This is a genomic window from Pseudalkalibacillus sp. R45 (genome assembly GCF_052246725.1).
Classification (GTDB): Bacteria; Bacillota; Bacilli; order Bacillales; family Fictibacillaceae; genus Pseudalkalibacillus.
In genome coordinates, this window is record NZ_JBQQCL010000021.1 from 46,217 (window position 1) to 64,090 (window position 17,874).

The 17,874-nt window shown below is 43.1% G+C and carries 25 protein-coding genes and 1 pseudogene; 24 read left to right on the top strand and 2 right to left on the bottom strand.

Features of this window, described 5'->3' with window-relative positions; all coding sequences use genetic code 11:
* Positions 1-27 precede the first annotated feature (27 nt).
* The 22 genes and pseudogenes from rplO (at position 28) to ACTWQL_RS21900 (ending at position 14,852) form a co-directional block, all read left to right on the top strand.
* Positions 28-468 carry a 50S ribosomal protein L15 gene (gene rplO, locus ACTWQL_RS21795; RefSeq protein ID WP_261134661.1) on the top strand — a complete coding sequence of 147 codons (441 nt, stop codon included), beginning with the start codon at positions 28-30 and terminating at the stop codon, positions 466-468.
* Positions 468-1,757 (top strand): preprotein translocase subunit SecY, encoded by a 1,290-nt coding sequence (gene secY / locus ACTWQL_RS21800; protein WP_443144497.1) that lies wholly within the window; start codon positions 468-470, stop codon positions 1,755-1,757. Before rplO ends, secY begins: the two co-directional genes overlap by 1 nt.
* A gap of 72 nt (positions 1,758-1,829) precedes the next feature.
* Complete coding sequence (locus ACTWQL_RS21805) at positions 1,830-2,480, top strand: adenylate kinase (RefSeq protein ID WP_443144498.1); 651 nt, start codon at positions 1,830-1,832, stop codon at positions 2,478-2,480.
* A complete protein-coding gene (gene map / locus ACTWQL_RS21810) occupies positions 2,480-3,226 on the top strand; it encodes a type I methionyl aminopeptidase (protein ID WP_443144499.1) in 747 nt (248 codons plus the stop codon). The genes ACTWQL_RS21805 and map overlap by 1 nt, the downstream gene beginning before the upstream one ends.
* Positions 3,227-3,242: 16 nt before the next feature.
* Positions 3,243-3,563 carry a KOW domain-containing RNA-binding protein gene (locus ACTWQL_RS21815; protein ID WP_261134657.1) on the top strand — a complete coding sequence of 107 codons (321 nt, stop codon included), beginning with the start codon at positions 3,243-3,245 and terminating at the stop codon, positions 3,561-3,563.
* Complete coding sequence (gene infA, locus ACTWQL_RS21820; RefSeq protein ID WP_093073147.1) at positions 3,556-3,774, top strand: translation initiation factor IF-1; 219 nt, start codon at positions 3,556-3,558, stop codon at positions 3,772-3,774. Before ACTWQL_RS21815 ends, infA begins: the two co-directional genes overlap by 8 nt.
* A 174-nt stretch (positions 3,775-3,948) precedes the next feature.
* A complete protein-coding gene (gene rpmJ / locus ACTWQL_RS21825; RefSeq protein WP_003322638.1) occupies positions 3,949-4,062 on the top strand; it encodes a 50S ribosomal protein L36 in 114 nt (37 codons plus the stop codon).
* Between the two features lie 19 nt (positions 4,063-4,081).
* Positions 4,082-4,447 carry a 30S ribosomal protein S13 gene (rpsM, locus tag ACTWQL_RS21830; protein WP_443144500.1) on the top strand — a complete coding sequence of 122 codons (366 nt, stop codon included), beginning with the start codon at positions 4,082-4,084 and terminating at the stop codon, positions 4,445-4,447.
* A gap of 18 nt (positions 4,448-4,465) precedes the next feature.
* Positions 4,466-4,861 (top strand): 30S ribosomal protein S11, encoded by a 396-nt coding sequence (gene rpsK / locus ACTWQL_RS21835; RefSeq protein ID WP_221569166.1) that lies wholly within the window; start codon positions 4,466-4,468, stop codon positions 4,859-4,861.
* Between the two features lie 193 nt (positions 4,862-5,054).
* A complete protein-coding gene (locus tag ACTWQL_RS21840; protein ID WP_221569165.1) occupies positions 5,055-5,999 on the top strand; it encodes a DNA-directed RNA polymerase subunit alpha in 945 nt (314 codons plus the stop codon).
* Positions 6,000-6,045: 46 nt separating this feature from the next.
* Positions 6,046-6,408, top strand: a complete 363-nt coding sequence (gene rplQ, locus ACTWQL_RS21845; RefSeq protein ID WP_443144501.1) for a 50S ribosomal protein L17 — start codon at positions 6,046-6,048, stop codon at positions 6,406-6,408.
* 384 nt (positions 6,409-6,792) lie between these two features.
* On the top strand, positions 6,793-7,005 hold the full coding sequence (locus ACTWQL_RS21850; protein WP_443144502.1) for a hypothetical protein: 213 nt from the start codon (positions 6,793-6,795) through the stop codon (positions 7,003-7,005).
* A 434-nt stretch (positions 7,006-7,439) separates the two neighbouring features.
* Positions 7,440-8,279, top strand: a complete 840-nt coding sequence (locus ACTWQL_RS21855; protein WP_443144503.1) for an energy-coupling factor ABC transporter ATP-binding protein — start codon at positions 7,440-7,442, stop codon at positions 8,277-8,279.
* Positions 8,255-9,120 (top strand): annotated as a pseudogene (locus tag ACTWQL_RS21860) (energy-coupling factor ABC transporter ATP-binding protein). Before ACTWQL_RS21855 ends, ACTWQL_RS21860 begins: the two are co-directional and overlap by 25 nt.
* Positions 9,117-9,914: an energy-coupling factor transporter transmembrane component T family protein gene (locus ACTWQL_RS21865; protein WP_443144504.1), complete on the top strand. Its 798-nt coding sequence runs from the start codon at positions 9,117-9,119 to the stop codon at positions 9,912-9,914. The pseudogene ACTWQL_RS21860 and the gene ACTWQL_RS21865 overlap by 4 nt, the downstream one beginning before the upstream one ends.
* A gap of 12 nt (positions 9,915-9,926) precedes the next feature.
* Entirely contained in the window at positions 9,927-10,676 is a 750-nt protein-coding gene (gene truA / locus ACTWQL_RS21870) for a tRNA pseudouridine(38-40) synthase TruA (protein WP_443144505.1), read from the top strand.
* 167 nt (positions 10,677-10,843) lie between these two features.
* Positions 10,844-11,278 carry a 50S ribosomal protein L13 gene (rplM, locus tag ACTWQL_RS21875; RefSeq protein ID WP_443144506.1) on the top strand — a complete coding sequence of 145 codons (435 nt, stop codon included), beginning with the start codon at positions 10,844-10,846 and terminating at the stop codon, positions 11,276-11,278.
* A 19-nt stretch (positions 11,279-11,297) separates the two neighbouring features.
* Positions 11,298-11,690: a 30S ribosomal protein S9 gene (gene rpsI / locus ACTWQL_RS21880; protein ID WP_261134648.1), complete on the top strand. Its 393-nt coding sequence runs from the start codon at positions 11,298-11,300 to the stop codon at positions 11,688-11,690.
* A gap of 337 nt (positions 11,691-12,027) precedes the next feature.
* Positions 12,028-12,465: a DUF2521 family protein gene (locus ACTWQL_RS21885; protein WP_221569157.1), complete on the top strand. Its 438-nt coding sequence runs from the start codon at positions 12,028-12,030 to the stop codon at positions 12,463-12,465.
* A 67-nt stretch (positions 12,466-12,532) separates the two neighbouring features.
* Complete coding sequence (cwlD, locus tag ACTWQL_RS21890; protein WP_443144507.1) at positions 12,533-13,258, top strand: N-acetylmuramoyl-L-alanine amidase CwlD; 726 nt, start codon at positions 12,533-12,535, stop codon at positions 13,256-13,258.
* Positions 13,259-13,460: 202 nt separating this feature from the next.
* On the top strand, positions 13,461-13,604 hold the full coding sequence (locus ACTWQL_RS21895) for a hypothetical protein (protein WP_443144508.1): 144 nt from the start codon (positions 13,461-13,463) through the stop codon (positions 13,602-13,604).
* A 225-nt stretch (positions 13,605-13,829) separates the two neighbouring features.
* Positions 13,830-14,852, top strand: coding sequence for an Mrp/NBP35 family ATP-binding protein (locus tag ACTWQL_RS21900; protein WP_443144509.1), 1,023 nt, complete (start codon positions 13,830-13,832; stop codon positions 14,850-14,852).
* Between the two features lie 95 nt (positions 14,853-14,947).
* Here the strand turns inward: ACTWQL_RS21900 and gerD are convergent, their stop codons facing one another.
* Positions 14,948-15,571: a spore germination lipoprotein GerD gene (gerD, locus tag ACTWQL_RS21905; RefSeq protein WP_443144510.1), complete on the bottom strand. Its 624-nt coding sequence runs from the start codon at positions 15,569-15,571 to the stop codon at positions 14,948-14,950.
* Positions 15,572-15,718: 147 nt separating this feature from the next.
* Here gerD and ACTWQL_RS21910 point away from each other — a divergent pair, with 147 nt between their 5' ends.
* On the top strand, positions 15,719-16,300 hold the full coding sequence (locus tag ACTWQL_RS21910; RefSeq protein ID WP_443144511.1) for a KinB-signaling pathway activation protein: 582 nt from the start codon (positions 15,719-15,721) through the stop codon (positions 16,298-16,300).
* Between the two features lie 18 nt (positions 16,301-16,318).
* Here the strand turns inward: ACTWQL_RS21910 and pdaB are convergent, their stop codons facing one another.
* Entirely contained in the window at positions 16,319-17,083 is a 765-nt protein-coding gene (pdaB, locus tag ACTWQL_RS21915; RefSeq protein ID WP_443144512.1) for a polysaccharide deacetylase family sporulation protein PdaB, read from the bottom strand.
* A 176-nt stretch (positions 17,084-17,259) separates the two neighbouring features.
* Here pdaB and ACTWQL_RS21920 point away from each other — a divergent pair, with 176 nt between their 5' ends.
* The gene (locus ACTWQL_RS21920; RefSeq protein WP_443144513.1) at positions 17,260-17,484 is read left to right on the top strand and encodes a hypothetical protein; all 225 of its coding nucleotides are present in this window, start codon (positions 17,260-17,262) and stop codon (positions 17,482-17,484) included.
* Positions 17,485-17,874: the final 390 nt, after the last annotated feature.

Here is a 17,874-nt window from a genome sequence, read left to right on the forward strand (position 1 = left end):
GATATAAATCATGAGGAGGTGCCGATAATGAAACTTCATGAACTAAAACCATCTGAAGGTTCTCGTGGCAACCGTAATCGTGTTGGACGTGGAATTGGTTCCGGTAATGGTAAGACAAGTGGACGCGGACACAAAGGGCAAAATGCTCGCTCTGGTGGAGGCGTACGACCAGGATTCGAAGGTGGTCAAAACCCGCTTGCAAGACGTTTACCGAAACGTGGATTTACAAACCCAACTCGTGTTGAATATGCGGTTGTGAACTTGGATGCTTTAAACCGTTTTGAAGAAGGAACTGAAGTCACTCCTGAACTACTTCTTGAGACTGGTGTCATCAGCAAGTTGAAAGACGGAGTGAAGGTCCTTGGAAACGGAAAATTAGAAACGAAGCTTACTGTAAAAGCTCATAAATTTTCTGGTTCTGCTAAGGAAGCAATTGAAGCAGCAGGCGGAAATGCTGAGGTGATGTAATGTTCCGTACAATCTCCAATATTATGCGCGTAAGTGATATAAGAAACAAAGTAATATTTACACTAGCAATGCTTGTTATCTTTCGGATCGGAACATTCATTCCTGTGCCGAGTGTAAACAAGGATGTGCTAGATTTTCAGAATCAGATGAACGTATTCGGTTTTCTGAATACATTCGGCGGTGGCGCCCTGCAAAACTTCTCGATTTTTGCAATGGGGATCATGCCATATATCACCGCATCGATCATTGTACAGTTATTACAGATGGATGTTGTACCGAAGTTTACCGAATGGTCAAAGCAAGGTGAAGTTGGGCGTAAAAAGCTTGCTCAATTCACTCGTTATGGAACGATCGTACTTGGATTCATCCAAGCGATTGGAATGTCGATTGGATTCAACAACCTGTTCCAAGGTTTGATTCCTAACCCAAGCATCCCGACTTATCTGCTCATCGCTTTAGTGTTGACAGCAGGTACCGCGTTCCTAATGTGGTTAGGTGAGCAAATCACAGCACATGGTGTTGGGAATGGTATTTCCATTCTGATTTTCGCTGGTATCGTAGCAGCTGTGCCAGGTGCAGTGAACCAGTTCTATGCTACACAGTTCGCAGGATCAGAACAGACACTGTTCATCGGAATCGTCAAGGTGCTCCTGATTGTACTAGCAATAGTGGTATTGACTGTCTTCGTAATCTTCATTCAACAAGGATTGCGTAAGATCCCGATTCAATATGCAAAACGTGTTGTGAACAACAAGCCTGTGGGAGGACAACAGACACATCTTCCACTCAAGGTCAACGCTGCAGGGGTAATTCCGGTTATCTTTGCAATTTCATTGATCATTGCACCACCGACAATAGCGGGATTCTTTGCTGAAAACGCGGTGACCAGATTCATTACAAACACGTTTGATTATACGACGCCGGTGGGTATGGTCGTGTACTCGGCCTTAATTATCGGATTCACGTATTTCTATACATTCGTTCAGGTCAACCCTGAGCAAATGGCGGAGAATTTGAAGAAACAAGGTGGATACATCCCAGGAATCCGTCCGGGTAAGAATACAGAAACGTACATTGTGCGTATTCTCTATCGTCTGACTTTTGTCGGCGCATTATTCTTGGCTTTTGTGTCGATCTTACCGATTTTCTTCATCAAGTTCGCTAACTTGCCTCAATCTTTGCAAATAGGCGGTACCAGCTTATTGATCGTGGTTGGGGTAGCATTAGACATTATGAAACGAATTGAAAGCCAATTAATTAAACGTCATTACAAAGGCTTTATCAAATAGAGGAGAACAGGGAATCATCCGAATTCCCCACTCTCTTTACAATGTACGTTTGTGACCGTATGGAGGGATTAGATGAATCTAGTACTCATGGGTCTGCCAGGTGCCGGAAAAGGAACCCAGGCTGCCGAGATTGTTGACAAATATGGTATCCCCCATATCTCAACAGGTGACATGTTCCGAGCTGCAATTAAAGAGGGAACTGAGTTGGGTAAAAAAGCCAAGTCCTATATGGATGCTGGTAATCTAGTACCCGATGAAGTCACGATTGGTATCGTGGATGAACGATTAAGCAAAAGTGACTGTGAAAAAGGTTTCTTACTTGATGGGTTTCCTCGGACGGTCGCACAGGCCGAAGCGCTGGAAAAAATCCTCTTCGACAAGAATCGTTCGATCGACTTCGTCTTGAATATCAATGTCGAGAAAGAGAAGTTGATGGAACGCTTGACTGGCCGCAGGATCTGTAAACAATGCGGAACGACTTATCACGTGATCTTCAATCCGCCATCTGAACAAGGCGTTTGTGATAAGTGCGGCGGAGAGCTTTATCAGCGTGAAGATGATAATGAAGAAACAGTCAAAACACGACTTGAAGTAAATATTGAACAATCGAAGCCGCTGCTCGAATTCTACGATCAGAAGGGCTATCTCCGTAACATCGACGGAAACCAGGATATCGATCAGGTATTTAACGATATCGATCAATTACTTGGAGGGTTGAAGTAATGATCATATCTAAGACTTCGCGTGAGATTGAAATCATGCGAGAAGCTGGGAAGATTGTTGCTTTAACTCATCAGGAGCTCCAGAAGCACATTAAACCAGGTGTGACTACCAAGGAACTTGATGCAATCGCTGAAAAGTTTATACGTAGCCACGATGCAATTCCTTCTTTTAAAGGCTATAATGGTTTTACAGGTAGTATTTGTGCTTCCGTAAACGAAGAGCTGGTTCATGGGATTCCAGGTAAAAAAGTACTGAAGGATGGAGATATCATCTCAATCGACATCGGTGCAAAATACAATGGATACCATGGCGATTCAGCTTGGACTTACGGTGTCGGAGAAATCTCCGACGAGAACAGACATCTTTTAGAGGTAACCGAACAATCGTTATATAAAGGTCTTGCAGAAGCGAAACCTGGGGAAAGACTCACAAACATCTCTCATGCGATTCAATCGTATGTTGAAGCGGAAGGCTTTTCGGTAGTACGTGAATACGTCGGCCACGGAGTTGGGCAAGATCTCCACGAGGATCCACAAATTCCTCATTTTGGACCACCGGGAAAAGGACCGCGTCTGAAGCCAGGGATGGTTCTAGCTGTTGAGCCGATGGTGAATGCAGGATCACGATATGTTCGAACGTTAGCAGATAACTGGACCGTCGTTACCCAGGATGGTAAAAGCTGTGCGCATTTCGAGCATACCATTGCTATTGTTGAAGATGGTTTCGAAATTTTAACTAAAGCCTAAGTGAAGGTGATAAATGGTGAGTGAATCCGAGCCGATACCGCAAGTTGGACAATTGGTCCATATCTTGCGAGGGCGGGATGCTGGTCAAATCAATGTAATTGTGGGTATCGTGGACGATAAATTTGTCCTCATCGCTGACGGTGATAAACGAAAATATGACCGAGCAAAAAAGAAGAACATCAATCATCTAGAGCTGTTTCAATATATTTCGCCGGAAGTTAAGCGAAGCATCGATGAAACAGGACGTGTAACAAACGGTAAATTGCGTTTCGCCGTGTCGAAATTCTTGAATGATCAAGCACACTTGCTTGAGAAGGGAGAACAAATCGATGGCTAAAGAAGATGTAATCGAGGTAGAAGGAACCGTTATTGAGCCTCTTCCGAATGCAATGTTTCGTGTAGAGCTTGAGAATGGTCATAAAATTTTAGCTCACGTTTCTGGAAAGATTCGTATGCACTATATTCGCATACTGCCAGGCGATAAAGTAACCGTGGAATTGTCTCCGTACGATTTATCACGTGGTCGTATCACGTATCGTTACAAGTAAGACATTTTTCCGGTAAATGCCTTGTGTATGTTTGAAGGCATATGAATAAGACCACACTGTAGTGAGTGAAACGGTTAAGCTAATTGAAGTGCCTCGCTCAATAGGATTTTCGATTTTGTCGTCGAAGTCAGCACAAATTTTGTGCAAGTCCGTGGCATAAGGAGGTATTTAGGAATGAAAGTAAGACCATCAGTCAAACCGATCTGCGAAAAATGTAAAGTAATTCGTCGTAAAGGAACCGTTATGGTAATTTGCGAAAACCCTAAGCATAAACAAAAACAAGGTTAAGAACAGGAGGTGCACATACATGGCACGTATTGCAGGAATTGATATCCCTCGTGACAAACGAGTCGTCATTTCATTAACGTATATTTTCGGTATCGGAAAGTCTACTGCTCAAAAGGTTCTTGCTGAAGCTGGTGTCTCTGAAGAAACACGTGTTAGAGACCTGACTGAAGAAGAATTGAACAAGATTCGTGATATCCTCGACAAACACAAAGTAGAAGGTGACCTTCGTCGTGAAGTTTCCCTTAACATCAAGCGTTTGATCGAGATCGGAAGCTACAGAGGTATCCGTCACCGTCGTGGTCTTCCAGTTCGCGGACAGCATACGAAAAACAACTCACGTACACGTAAAGGCCCACGTCGTACAGTTGCGAATAAGAAGAAATAGTAAGGGAGGTAAACTCACATGGCTAAACAACGTAAAACAAACACTCGTAAGCGTAAAGTCAAAAAGAATATTGAGAGTGGTATCGCTCATATCCGTTCCACTTTCAACAATACGATTGTTACAATTACTGATACACACGGTAATGCAGTTTCCTGGGCTTCATCAGGCAACCTTGGATTCAAAGGCTCTCGTAAATCCACTCCGTTTGCAGCGCAAATGGCAGCCGAAACAGCTGGGAAAACTGCAATGGAACACGGAATGAAGACTCTTGAAGTTACTGTAAAGGGTCCTGGCGCTGGACGTGAAGCTGCTATCCGTGCACTTCAAGCTGTAGGACTTGAAGTAACAGCAATCCGTGACGTAACACCAGTTCCTCATAATGGATGCCGTCCGCCAAAACGTCGTCGTGTTTAATGCTTGAGGTTCAAAGCCTTAAGTATTACAATTTGGAAACCTGTCTATAATGGTTATGTATGAACTATAATTGAGCAATGCAGACTGGTAGGTTATTTATAGGTAATAATCTATTAAGGACGCATTATTAGGAATTTCGGTTAGATCGACGGGGTCTGACCGAGGTTCGACGTTTTGAAGGAGGGTTTGTTGAATGATTGAAATCGAAAAGCCAAGAATTGAAACGGTAGAGCTCAGCGACGATGCAACTTACGGGAAATTTGTTGTTGAACCTCTAGAGCGTGGATACGGGATCACGTTGGGCAACTCCTTACGTCGTATTTTATTGTCTTCTCTTCCGGGAGCTGCGGCTACCTCTGTCCAAATAAACGGGGTATTGCACGAGTTTTCAACGATTGATGGTGTTGTAGAAGATGTGACAACAGTCATTTTAAGCCTTAAAAAGCTTGCGTTGAAAATTTATTCTGAAGAAGAAAAGACCCTTGAAATTGATGTTCAAGGTGAAGGTGTCGTAACAGCTGCAGACATTACACATGATAGTGACGTTGAAGTTCTCAATCCAGATCTTCACATTGCTACATTGAATAAGGATGCGCATCTTCAAATGAAAATCACTGCGGTCCGTGGTAGAGGCTATGTACCAGCGGAAGGAAATAAGTCGGAAGAACAAGCAATTGGAGTCATTCCAATTGACTCGATCTTTACGCCTGTTACTCGCGTGAACTACCAGGTAGAAAATACTCGTATCGGCCAAGTTACAAACTATGACAAACTAACCCTCGATGTCTGGACAGATGGCAGTATCCGACCTGAAGAAGCTGTTTCACTTGGAGCGAAGATTGTTACGGAACACCTTAATATCTTCGTAGGTTTGACCGACCAAGCACAAAAAGCTGAAATCATGGTTGAAAAAGAAGAAGATCAGAAGGAAAAAGTACTCGAGATGACGATCGAAGAACTTGATCTTTCCGTTCGTTCTTACAACTGCTTGAAACGTGCAGGCATCAATACCGTACAAGAGCTCACTCAGAAGTCTGAAGAGGACATGATGAAAGTTCGAAATCTCGGTAAGAAGTCATTGGAAGAAGTCCAGGAGAAGCTTGAAGAACTTGGGCTTGGCTTACGTAATGAAGAATAGCAACGTTACAGATATAAAGAAATAACAAAAGAAGGAGGGACCTCTCATGGCTTATCAAAAGTTAGGTCGTGTATCATCTGCACGAAAAGCTTTACTCCGTGATTTAACAACAGATCTAATCATCAACGAGCGCATCGAAACTACAGAAGCGAAAGCGAAAGAGCTTCGTTCAGTCGTTGAAAAGATGATTACACTTGGCAAACGTGGTGACCTTCATGCTCGCCGTCAAGCTGCTTCATTCGTACGTAATGAAGTTGCGAACGAAGAGTCTGGAGAAGGAGCAGTACAGAAGCTTTTCTCTGACATCGCTTCTCGCTACGAAGATCGCCAGGGTGGATACACTCGCATTCAGAAGATTGGTCCTCGCCGCGGCGATGGTGCACCAATGGTTATTATTGAGCTTGTTTAATCGACAATAGATTAATGTGCAATAACATCGACGAAAAGGGCGGGACAGAATCTAAAGCAGATACTGATTCTATGCCCTTTTTTTCGTACGTTCAAAAGTTTATTTTAAATAATGGCTGTATTCGCAAACTTTGTTGCTCTTGCACTTAAAGAAAGTATTAAATACTTTCTTCAGTATAAGGGCAGCTAAGGCTCGACCTACAAAAGGCTTGGTCTCGCCAAGTTTTCTTTAAAAGTCGTTGATTTCCGCTCCAGGATGCTCGCTTTCCGCGAGGCGGCGGTGAGCCCACTCGTCGCCTTGCTACCTCAGGAGTCTCCTTTTCAAGGAAGCATTTGTGCTCCTGCGTCTACAAGAAAGTCCTGTCGAAGCGAGCTTCCTCGTCGCATGCCTTGCGAGGAGATTATTCAGGTAGTAGGCACGCTGATCCCGCAGGACAAGGAAAGCTTCGGAAGCGTTACATCGCACGAAGAAAATGCGATTTTCATTTTCGAGGAGTCTAGCACCTTGCTCTCCAATCAACTTGCACAAGGTGATTTTTTAAAAATGACTAAAAAGCAACAATCTTTTAGAAAAAGCCTAAATAATAGATTTAGTTGAGCAGAGCTGGATAAGGGACGATCCAAAACGTATAATGGATGTGGATTTATTCGAAATTCACTCCCTTTCCGCAGGCGGTCTGTAATCCTCGTCAACCGTTAACGGACACAGGAGACCTTATTTGGCCAAAACAACAAGGTATTACAAAGCTAACGGACACCAGGGACCTTATTTTGCAAGTTTCATCGAAAATCAGCTGCTTTTTTCACAAATAACGGTTGTGGTGTCCGTTAAAAATTCAGAAACATCGATTTTGCCACAAATAACGGCTCTGGTGTCCGTTAACTGAAACTTGAGTGCATCTAACTCATTTTTCCGGCAAGAGTGTCATGAATTTCGCTCAATCAAACTCTACCCAAATCAACATTAGTATTTAACAAAGTCATTTATTAATAAAAATGGGGCAGCCCTGCAGTGTAGAGGAGGGGACGGAAATGAAGGAATTGATCGAAGTAAACGATGTATCATTTCGCTATGAAACCGACGGTCCATATCGATTATCTAATGTGAAATTGACTGTTCCCAAGGGCGAATGGCTTTCGATCGTCGGGCATAATGGCTCAGGGAAATCGACGCTTGCGAAGCTCTTGAATGGACTGTTGCTTCCGGATGAAGGGACCGTCATTGTCGGAGGGAAGAGGACTGATAACGAAGAAAACCTTTGGGAAATCAGGAAACAGGTAGGAATGGTTTTTCAAAATCCAGATAACCAGTTTGTCGGGACGACCGTTAAAGATGATGTCGCATTCGGGCTCGAGAATAACGGTGTACCGCGTGAAGAAATGATTGTTCGGATTTCTGAGTCGTTGGCACGGGTACAGATGAACGAGTATGAAAATCAGGAGCCTCACCAGCTATCAGGAGGACAAAAGCAAAGAGTGGCGATTGCAGGGGTTTTAGCACAAAGACCTGATGTCATCGTCCTGGATGAAGCTACGAGCATGCTTGATCCACAAGGACGGCAAGAGGTATTAGCAACAATCCGTGAATTGAATGAAAAGGATGGCATCACTGTGTTGTCCATTACCCATGATTTAGAAGAGGCAATTAAAGCAGACCGGATCGTTGTGATGAAGCAAGGGGAAGTGGTGGCATCTGGATCACCGAAAGACGTTTTCCAAAATACCGGGTTATTGTTAGATGCTGGACTAGAATTACCTTTTTCATTGAACATCCAACAGAAGTTGAAGGAAAAAGGGATAAACTTACCTGCGCCGACTTTAACACAAACAGAATTGGTGGATGCATTATGGAACTATCGACAAAACAGCTAGCGCACATCTATAGCAAGGGAACGCCGAAGGAACGTCGTGCAGTGTATGATGTATCAATCGATGTACCGCCTGGGAGCTTTTATGCGATCATCGGTCATACCGGTTCAGGAAAATCGACATTGATTCAGCATTTGAACGGACTTTTGAAACCAACTTCGGGTTCTGTTGCGATTGGTGATACAACGATCCGTCCGAATGAAAAAGGGAAAAGGCTCAAGGAAGTCCGGAAGCACGTCGGCATGGTATTCCAGTATCCTGAACATCAATTGTTTGAAGAAACAATCGAGAAAGACATTTGTTTCGGACCTCGCAACTTTGGTGTAAGTGAGGTTGAAGCAAAACGTAGGGCGAAGGAATCGCTTGTCACAGTCGGTCTTGGAGATGAGTACTTGCAACGGTCACCTTTTGAGTTGAGCGGTGGGCAAATGCGCCGTGTAGCCTTGCAGGCGTTTTAGCGATGAAGCCTGATGTCCTGATCCTTGATGAACCGACTGCGGGTCTCGATCCAAGCGGACAGCGTGAAATGATGGACTTGTTCCTGTCATTGCAACGGGAACACAACATTACAATCATTTTAGTGACGCATAGCATGGAAGATGCTGCACGTTACGCTGACAAGATCATGGTCATGTCTGGTGGAACCGTCTATATGGAAGGGACTGCTGCAGAAATTTTCAGGCAGGAAGACAAGCTTCAAGCTGTAGGATTGGACATCCCCGAATCTACACGTTTTCTCAAATCGGTCCAAGAACGTTTCGGAATTTCTATTGAAGCGGGCTTTACAGAAGAGGCAGTCGTAGAAATCATTGAGCAGACGATGAAGGCGGGGAATCTCCAATGATGGAAAATGTCATAATCGGTCAATACATCCCTGGAAATTCACCGATCCATCGTATGGATCCGCGCGCTAAGCTGGTGGCTGTTTTCATCTATGTCATCATCGTCTTTCTCGCAAACAACTGGGCAAGCTATGCTTTTCTCGGTATCTTCACGATTGCGACAGCTCTTTTATCAAGAGTGCCGATCTCCTTTATCATCAAAGGGTTGAAGCCGATTCTTTGGATCATCCTATTTACGATGATCTTGCACCTGTTCATGACGAAGGAAGGTCCGGTGTTAGTGGATTTCGGTTGGACAGCGATTCACGAAGGTGGTGTCGTTCAAGGGGTATTCATTGCTTTACGGCTCTTATTCCTTATTCTTTTAACATCTTTATTGACCCTTACAACTACACCGATTGATATTACGGATGGAATTGAAAGTCTGCTGGATCCATTGAAAAAAGTGAAGTTCCCTGTCCATGAATTCGCGTTGATGATGTCGATTTCCTTGCGTTTCATTCCGACTCTTTTACAAGAGACAGAAAAAATCATGAAGGCACAATCGGCGAGAGGTGCAGAGTTTTCGAGCGGTCCGATCAAAGAACGGATCAAGGCATTCGTTCCATTGCTCGTTCCACTATTCATCAGTGCTTTTAAAAGAGCTGAGGACCTTGCGCTTGCGATGGAAGCCAGAGGTTACCGGGGCGGTGAAGGCAGGACGAAGCTTAGAATATTGAAATGGCAAGTGATTGATACGCTGGCACTTTCTATGGTGGCTGTATTGATCATCGTATTATTTTTACTAAGATCTTAGAGGGTGGCCTTTTTGAAACGGATAAGCGGAATAGTGAGTTATGATGGTACAGGTTTTTCGGGATATCAGATCCAACCAGACCTGAGAACGGTTCAGGGAACAATCGAACAGGTTCTCCAACGAATGCATAAAGGAGATTTTGTCAGGACGACTGCTTCAGGCCGGACTGATGCAGGTGTTCATGGGGTCGGTCAGGTGATTCATTTTGATACAACGCTTCATATCGAACCATCCGCCTGGAAACGAGCGTTGAATACGCTCCTTCCCGCTGATATCCGCATCCAGTCAATAACCGAAGAGGATCCTGATTTTCATGCTCGTTATGATGTATCAGCAAAAGAATACCGTTATCGAATATTAAGGAAGTTTGATGAGGATGTTTTCAGAAGGAACTACACCTATCATTTTCCGTATGAGCTTGACGTGTTGAGTATGCGGACTGCCGCGGAGCTTTTGATTGGAGAGCATGATTTCACGTCGTTCTGTTCAGCGAAAACGGAAGTGATGGAGCGGATTCGTATTATTACGAAGCTGGAGATTGAAGAAGCAGGCGATGAGCTGGTCATAAGCATTGAAGGAAACGGCTTTCTATACAATATGGTGCGGATCATCGTAGGCACATTGTTGGAGGTTGGAACCGGCAAGCGAGAGGCGACCGACATCCCGAGCATGCTGGAAAAGAAGGATCGGGATGCTGCTGGAAAAACAGCGCCGGCCCACGGATTGTATCTTTGGAAGGTAAACTATAAAAAACATTGTTGAATAGGCTAAAAAACGGGCTGACACACTTGACATCGTTGTCTAATTATTATAAGATATTCTTTGGTATTTCTGAAATCCACTAGCCCCGGATGAGGAAATCGTCGAATGGAAAAAACGAATCGTATTGAAAATAGATTTGTAAGTGAATGAATCAGGAGGGAAATAAATTGCGTACCTATATGGCAAAGCCAAAAGAAATTGATCGTAAATGGTATGTGGTAGACGCTGCAGGTAAAACTCTTGGACGTCTTTCAAGTGAAGTTGCATCTGTTCTACGCGGTAAGCACAAGCCGACTTACACACCACATGTTGACACTGGTGATCACGTAATTATCTTAAATGCAAGCAAGATCGAATTGACTGGGAAGAAAATGTCTGACAAGCTTTACCACCGTCACACTGGACACCCAGGTGGTCTTAGAACGAGAACGGCACAGGAAATGCGTGACACGCGTCCTGAAAAAATGCTTGAACTTGCAATCAAAGGCATGCTTCCTAAGAACAGCCTTGGTCGTAAGATGGCGAAAAAGCTTCATGTGTATGCTGGGAACGAACATCCACATCAAGCACAAAATCCTGAAAACTACGAACTTCGCGGATAAATAATAAGGAGGGTTTAACTTGGCTCAAGTACAATATTACGGAACCGGCCGTCGTAAGCACTCTGTTGCTCGTGTACGTCTTGTACCTGGTGATGGACGCTTCATCGTAAACGGTCGCGACCTTGACGAATTTTTCGGACTTGAAACATTGAAAGTTATCGCTAAACAACCATTAGTTTTAACAGAAACAGAAGGAAAGTACGATGTACTTGTAAACGTTGATGGTGGAGGATACACTGGTCAAGCTGGTGCAATCCGTCATGGTGTTGCTCGTGCACTTCTAGAAGTAGATCCAGAATTGCGTTCTACTCTTAAGAGTGCAGGATTCCTTACTAGAGACGCACGTATGAAAGAGCGTAAGAAGTACGGACTCAAAGGCGCTCGTCGTGCACCACAATTCTCAAAGCGTTAATCAAATACCGCTTATACAAAGCTCTGGCCAATGCGCCAGAGCTTTTTTGTGCGCTTTTTTTGGTGGTGCCTGGCACGACAATTTCACCCTTGTGCCCCAACGGTTTTGAGATGGTGCCAGGCACCATCTCGCATCCCTTGTGGGAGAAGGAGTCTGAATCGGTGCCAGGTACACTTAACAAACCTTTGCGTAACAACTGATAGAAAAGTGTATCTGGCACGGCTTCCTTTTTAGCTTTGCGTAATTTGGGTGTGGTATACATACTGTCTTTTACCAAAGTTCCCATGGTATGAATCGTTTTTGCGGTCGAACACTAATGGGAAAGGAGGCGAAACCAATGAATGTAATCACCACCTTTAGAGACAGACAATACAAAAAACGAATTACATTTGAACGAAAAGTATTACGTGAACTTTCCCTGAACGGAATTAAAACCGAATTCCAAAGGTTATTCTTCCCGTTTTTACAATATAGTTTATTGTTCCAAGATGAGATCCAGGATACATGTATTGATATAGCAATTGAAGCGTATTTATTAGGGGCTGAATACAGTAAGTTCGGCTATCACGGTGAATCGCTTGACAGCATCAAAGAGCGCAGTGCAGCTTCTGAGAAGCGTCTGTATGACACACTATTCGAATACTGGCAATTCTGGAGCTATACCCCTGATCATGTTCTCGAATCCCTTCACATGTGCTGTGACGCTTTCGTCCAGCGATGGTGGAGAGAAGGATACGAAAACGGACAGCGGCGATATCGTATGCGGCTTCACTAATCTGAAATGGTATATTTCCTCCACTTGTCCCATACATATATACAAGTAGTGGGATGCGGGAGGGAATATGGTGAAGCGGAAAAAATGGCTTATATGGGGTCTGACTGGTTTTTGTGCTGCACTTTTATTATATGTTATCCAACAACAATTACATTCGAACGATTCCTGGTCTACTTGGAGTCTTCCATTAACAGGAAAAATCATCGTACTGGATGCCGGTCATGGGGGAGTCGATGGTGGTGCAATTGGAAAAGGAGATGTCCAGGAAAAGGATATCGCCTTGAAAATTTCCTTAAAGCTCCGTGACTACCTCCAACAAGCCGGAGCACTTGTAATCATGACGCGAGAAACAGACAGGGATCTGGCAAGCGATGGCACGAAACGGATCCGGAATCGTAAAACGGAAGATTTGTTAAAAAGAACTGAAATTGTAAACACATCTGATGCTGATATGTTCGTCAGTATTCATCTCAATGCCATTCCTTCATCTCGATGGTATGGTGCTCAAGTTTTTTACAACCCTGCAATAGACGAAAATGAAAAATTAGCAAAACTGATCCAGGAACAAATCCGCTCTAATTTGGAGAACACGACACGTAAAGCGAAGCCGATCAGTACTGTTTATATGATCCGTAAAGCTGAAATACCCGGTTCACTGGTTGAAGTAGGCTTCTTGTCCAATCCGAATGAGCGGGAGCTGCTAAAATCGAAACTTTATCAGACGAAGCTCGCTGCATCAATTTACCAGGGGATTTTACGGTATTATGCTAACGAACCTGCTCCAAGTGATTAATGGATCAGGTTTTTCTTTTTTAAAAGCTGTTTGCGCAAACTTTGTTGCTCTTGAAAGTCGTTGATTTCCGCTTCAGGATGCTCGCTTTCCGCGGGGCGTGCGGTGAGCCTACTCGTCGCCTAGCGATCTCAGGCGTCTCCTTTTCAAGGAAGTTGCTCCTGCGTCTACAAGAAAGTCCTGTCGAAGCGAGCTTCCTCTTCGCATGCCTTGCGAGGAGATTATTCAGGAAGTAGGCACGCTGATCCCGCAGGCCAAGGAAAGCTTCGGAAGCGTTACATCGCACGAAGAAAATGCGATTTTCATTTTCGAGGAGTCTCGCGCCTTGCTCTCCAATCAACTTGCATAAGGTGATTTTTTAAAAATAACTCAAAAAGCAACAATCTTTTAGAAAAGAGTTTTTTTAAAAGAAGAATTAATCAGCCTGGATTCTTCGGAGGAATCAACTGAATTATTTAAAAGCTCCTACAAGTATTTGCTTAACTCAACCGACACAGCCCTTCCGTTTCTAAAAGTGGATTTTTCTGTGTTATACTAAGGGATGAAAGCGATTAAAAAGGATGGTGTTCGAGATATGATGTCAGAAGAACAAATTTTAGAGCTTCTCAAACCGATACAAGAACCATTTTTACATAAGAGCATTGTTGATTCAGACAGTGTGAAAGAAATCAAAATCAAAGAAGATTACGTTGGCTTGAAAATTGCAATCGCCCAGGCGAATTCGCCAGAACAAATGCAACTTCAGCAAGAAATTGTAAATACGTTAAAAGGTGCGGGTGTCTCCTCTGTCGGTCTGCGTTTCGAACAACGTGAAGGTGCAGCCCCTCAACAAGAAACGACGAGCGGCGTACAAACAGATACGACTTTCATTGCGGTAGCAAGTGGTAAAGGTGGAGTTGGGAAATCAACAGTTTCCGTGAATCTCGCGACCAGCCTTGCTCGTGAAGGGAAGCGTGTGGGACTAATTGACGCAGATATATACGGGTTCAGTGTTCCAGACATGATGGGTATTGCAGAACGTCCAAAAGTCGTCGGTGAGCAGATTTTCCCTGTAGAGCGTTTCGGAGTCAAAGTGATTTCGATGGCATTTTTCGTTGAGGATAATGCACCGGTCATTTGGCGCGGACCTATGCTTGGGAAAATGTTGACGAACTTCTTCAATGATATCGAGTGGGGAGACCTTGATTATATAATCTTGGACTTACCGCCTGGAACAGGGGATGTTGCCTTAGACGTCCATAAGTTGCTTCCGCAATGTAAAGAGATCATCGTCACAACACCACATCCTACAGCAGCCTTCGTAGCAGCACGTGCAGGAGCGATGGCGCTGAAAACGGACCACGATATTCTTGGTGTTGTTGAAAATATGGCCTATTTTGAAAGCAAGAAGACTGGTGAAAAGGAATATGTCTTCGGGCAAGGTGGAGCCGATAAACTGACTAAAGAATTGAATACCGAGGTCCTCGGTAGAATCCCGCTCGGTCAACCGGAAATGCGTGAAGATGATTTTGCACCATCCGTTTATCTTGGAGACTCGAAAATCGGGCAGATCTATAAGCAAATTGCGTTGAACGTCATCAAAAAAGTCGAAGGATAAAGAAGACCTGGCAAAGCCAAGCCTTAGCGCAGGCTGAGCCTTAGTTTACCTTATATTGTTTAAATGTAATAAAAAGGGCCGGCATTTGCCGGTCCCTATTTTTGACCTTGTCCGCCCTGATCTTCACCAGATTGGCCTTCTTCACCTTTTCCTTGTTGCTTTAAAGCACTACCGCTTTTGATTTCTTCTTCCACTGTTTTCTTGATCATTTCAGAAAGCTGAGCTTTCATCAGAGGACTTTCAAGCGTCTCCATCATTACTTTCTTTTGTTGCTCCCTAAATTCTTGAGAAGTCATCAAGTCCATAACTTCCTTGGATATTTCAGGATCCTTCATGATTTCGATGACTTTTTTCCGATATTCAGGATCATCGAGTAATTTCTTCTGTAACTCTTCATTTTGTTTTTCCATACTTTTAGCAAGAGCTTCAGCTGTTTTTGGATCCTTCATCAATTCTTTCCAAAAATCCTGACCTTTTTTAGAAGTCAGTGTATCTTCAATTGTCTTTTTCACGAATTTTTGATCCATGACGATTTGTGATTTTATTTTTTCGTCCGTTAAGACTTCTTCTATCGCTTTTTTACCATCATCTGTTTTTAAAAGGTCCACAAGCATTTTCTTTGTTTCCTCATAAGAGCCTTTCTCTTCTGCTGCTGCAGGAGTGCATCCCTGTAATAATAAACCAAAGGATATGATGAGGACGAACATCCAGTTTTTCATCCCTAGACTGCCCCTTTCAGTATTCAATCTTACCTTTAGCGTTCGAGAAACTTGTGACAAATATGCGGACTAAATAAAGGAAACTAGCTTTTTTACAGGTGGATTGGTACAATCGAAACGAGCAAAATTAAAGGGGAATTGTTATCCGTGAATATAAGAAAATGGGTTTATTTATTTATTACAACGTTGTTGATCGGTGGGGTTAGCGCTGTTGCTGTCGGGCTGCTGCTTCGCTGGGAAGATATCGAGAGCATGGCAAGCTTTTTTGTCATGATCGCCTGGTTACTCGGATTCGGATTCATCTTCAGCATCATCAGCCAAATGGGGTATTTCGCCTATTTGACGATCCATCGATTCGGGTTAGGGGTTTTTAAATCAGTGCAGCTATGGAGCTGGGTACAAGTATTGATACTCGCGTTCGTTGTTTTTGATTTATTCTACTTACGTTACATTGCCTTTAAAGATACAGGATTGACCTTATTCAATTTCATCATTGTCCCAGTTGCTCTACTGCTATATGGATTGATCGTTGCCTATATCAAAATGAAGGAAACGAACAAAGCCGCTTTTGTTCCAGCACTTTTTTTCATCGTGGTGGTAACGACCCTCGAATGGATCCCTGTTTTGAAGCAGGGCGATATACTTTGGCTATGGTTGTCCATCGTTCCATTATTAGCATGTAACACCTGGCAGATTTTAATCTTACATCGTCTCATAAAAAGAAGTTGAGCCAAGAGCCCAACTTCTTTATTTTATTTCCTTCGTTTTACTATCCGTGTTTGCAATCAGTTCCCCTACAGAAGTGAACGTGTAACCTTCATTTTTCAGTTCTGAAATGATTTTTTCCAGTGCATCTTTGGTTTGTTTTACTGAGTCGGATGCATGAAGAAGGACAATGTCACCACCCTTTGCCTGGAATAAAACCGTCTCGGCAATTCGCTCTGCACCTGGATTCTTCCAATCATGTGGGTTGATACTCCATTGTACAATGGTTTGATTCAGTTTCTCTGCAATATCCAAAACCTCTTTATTAAATTGTCCGTTTGGCGGGCGAAGCAACACAGGCTTTTCCCCAGAAACCTCATTGATGATTTGTTGTGCTTTCGACATGTCCCGTTTAATTTGATCTGCTTCAAGCTCGGTATAACTTTTATATCGATATCCAAGACTGCCGATTTCGTGGCCGTTCTTAGTGATCTTTTCAACGATATCGGGATGCCTCTCTGCCCATTCTCCCGAAAGGAAGAATGTCGTGTTTTTCATTTTTTCTTTTTCTAAAAGATCAAGAATTTCATGAATCCGTTTTTCGCCCCAGCTTACATCGAAGGTGAGTGCAATTCTTTTCCCTTTTTCTTCACCCTTATATATGGCTCTTGGATCTCCGTCCTTTGTTTTGAAAACTTCGAGATCTTGTGCTTCTACAAAAGCAATCAAGGCAGCAAAGAATGAAGCGATGATTATGATCAAATATTGCTTGAACCTTTTTCCGTTCACGACCCAAAAGAAGTTCACGTCGTTTACCTCCTATCCTAATCACTCAGTACATGTATATGTATGAGAGGACAAGATAGACCTGTCTTGTCTTTCAATCCATAGTGCTCCATCTGTAATCATCTGCTTAGATTTATCTGGAATAGAAATTGGAAAAAGAAGGGATAATGATAAAAAATAAATGAAGGATTGATACCATGCTTGGATTTGTTCTCAATGAAAAAGAAGTTAAAGAAATGGAATACCTTTTGAAAAAGGAACTTGAGGAATTGTTGCATGATATGGAGGATCATCGTGTTGAAGGAATTATCAAGCGCGCTATGGAAGAAAGGTATCAGCTTGTCTTTAAAATCCTACAACGTTTTTCAAATCCAGCCGACTGTGTAAAATATATGCGTCATAAATTTTTGAATCAAAAGTGAAAAAATCTTATTGACAGTTATGCAGGGCTTTGGTAAAGTATTTTTTGTTGCCGCAAAAACGGTGTGAAAAACTATATTAAAAAAGTTGTTGACATTATTTTTTGTGGATGTTATATTGATTAGGTCGCCTCAAAAACGAGGCAGCGAAAAACAGCTCTTTGAAAACTGAACAAAAGCCAAGCGTGAAACGGGTTTTTTATAAGAACCCTGATCAATTTTTAAGTTTTACATTAATGAGCAATCAAACGATGCTCAAAAAATTCAGTAGCAAGAAGTTCGAGGAAGCAAGGAAGGTGAACACCGGATAGTACCAAGATGTACTTGAGGATGTGAACCGACGATGCTGACAACGAAATTCGATGCTAATCAATTTTTTGGAGAGTTTGATCC

Bases quoted from the DNA above. Each gene is read 5' to 3' on its own strand.
- rpsK (WP_221569166.1), top strand. From the start codon at position 4,466: ATGGCTAAACAACGTAAAACAAACACTCGTAAGCGTAAAGTCAAAAAG.
- rpsM (WP_443144500.1), top strand. From the start codon at position 4,082: ATGGCACGTATTGCAGGAATTGATATCCCTCGTGACAAACGAGTCGTC.
- rpmJ (WP_003322638.1), top strand. From the start codon at position 3,949: ATGAAAGTAAGACCATCAGTCAAACCGATCTGCGAAAAATGTAAAGTA.
- ACTWQL_RS21805 (WP_443144498.1), top strand. From the start codon at position 1,830: ATGAATCTAGTACTCATGGGTCTGCCAGGTGCCGGAAAAGGAACCCAG.
- ACTWQL_RS21920 (WP_443144513.1), top strand. From the start codon at position 17,260: ATGCTTGGATTTGTTCTCAATGAAAAAGAAGTTAAAGAAATGGAATAC.
- ACTWQL_RS21855 (WP_443144503.1), top strand. From the start codon at position 7,440: ATGAAGGAATTGATCGAAGTAAACGATGTATCATTTCGCTATGAAACC.
- gerD (WP_443144510.1), bottom strand. From the start codon at position 15,571: ATGAAAAACTGGATGTTCGTCCTCATCATATCCTTTGGTTTATTATTA.
- ACTWQL_RS21850 (WP_443144502.1), top strand. From the start codon at position 6,793: ATGCCTTGCGAGGAGATTATTCAGGTAGTAGGCACGCTGATCCCGCAG.
- ACTWQL_RS21900 (WP_443144509.1), top strand. From the start codon at position 13,830: ATGATGTCAGAAGAACAAATTTTAGAGCTTCTCAAACCGATACAAGAA.
- cwlD (WP_443144507.1), top strand. From the start codon at position 12,533: ATGGTGAAGCGGAAAAAATGGCTTATATGGGGTCTGACTGGTTTTTGT.
- ACTWQL_RS21885 (WP_221569157.1), top strand. From the start codon at position 12,028: ATGAATGTAATCACCACCTTTAGAGACAGACAATACAAAAAACGAATT.
- ACTWQL_RS21895 (WP_443144508.1), top strand. From the start codon at position 13,461: ATGCCTTGCGAGGAGATTATTCAGGAAGTAGGCACGCTGATCCCGCAG.
- ACTWQL_RS21865 (WP_443144504.1), top strand. From the start codon at position 9,117: ATGATGGAAAATGTCATAATCGGTCAATACATCCCTGGAAATTCACCG.
- ACTWQL_RS21840 (WP_221569165.1), top strand. From the start codon at position 5,055: ATGATTGAAATCGAAAAGCCAAGAATTGAAACGGTAGAGCTCAGCGAC.
- secY (WP_443144497.1), top strand. From the start codon at position 468: ATGTTCCGTACAATCTCCAATATTATGCGCGTAAGTGATATAAGAAAC.
- rplO (WP_261134661.1), top strand. From the start codon at position 28: ATGAAACTTCATGAACTAAAACCATCTGAAGGTTCTCGTGGCAACCGT.
- rplQ (WP_443144501.1), top strand. From the start codon at position 6,046: ATGGCTTATCAAAAGTTAGGTCGTGTATCATCTGCACGAAAAGCTTTA.
- infA (WP_093073147.1), top strand. From the start codon at position 3,556: ATGGCTAAAGAAGATGTAATCGAGGTAGAAGGAACCGTTATTGAGCCT.
- map (WP_443144499.1), top strand. From the start codon at position 2,480: ATGATCATATCTAAGACTTCGCGTGAGATTGAAATCATGCGAGAAGCT.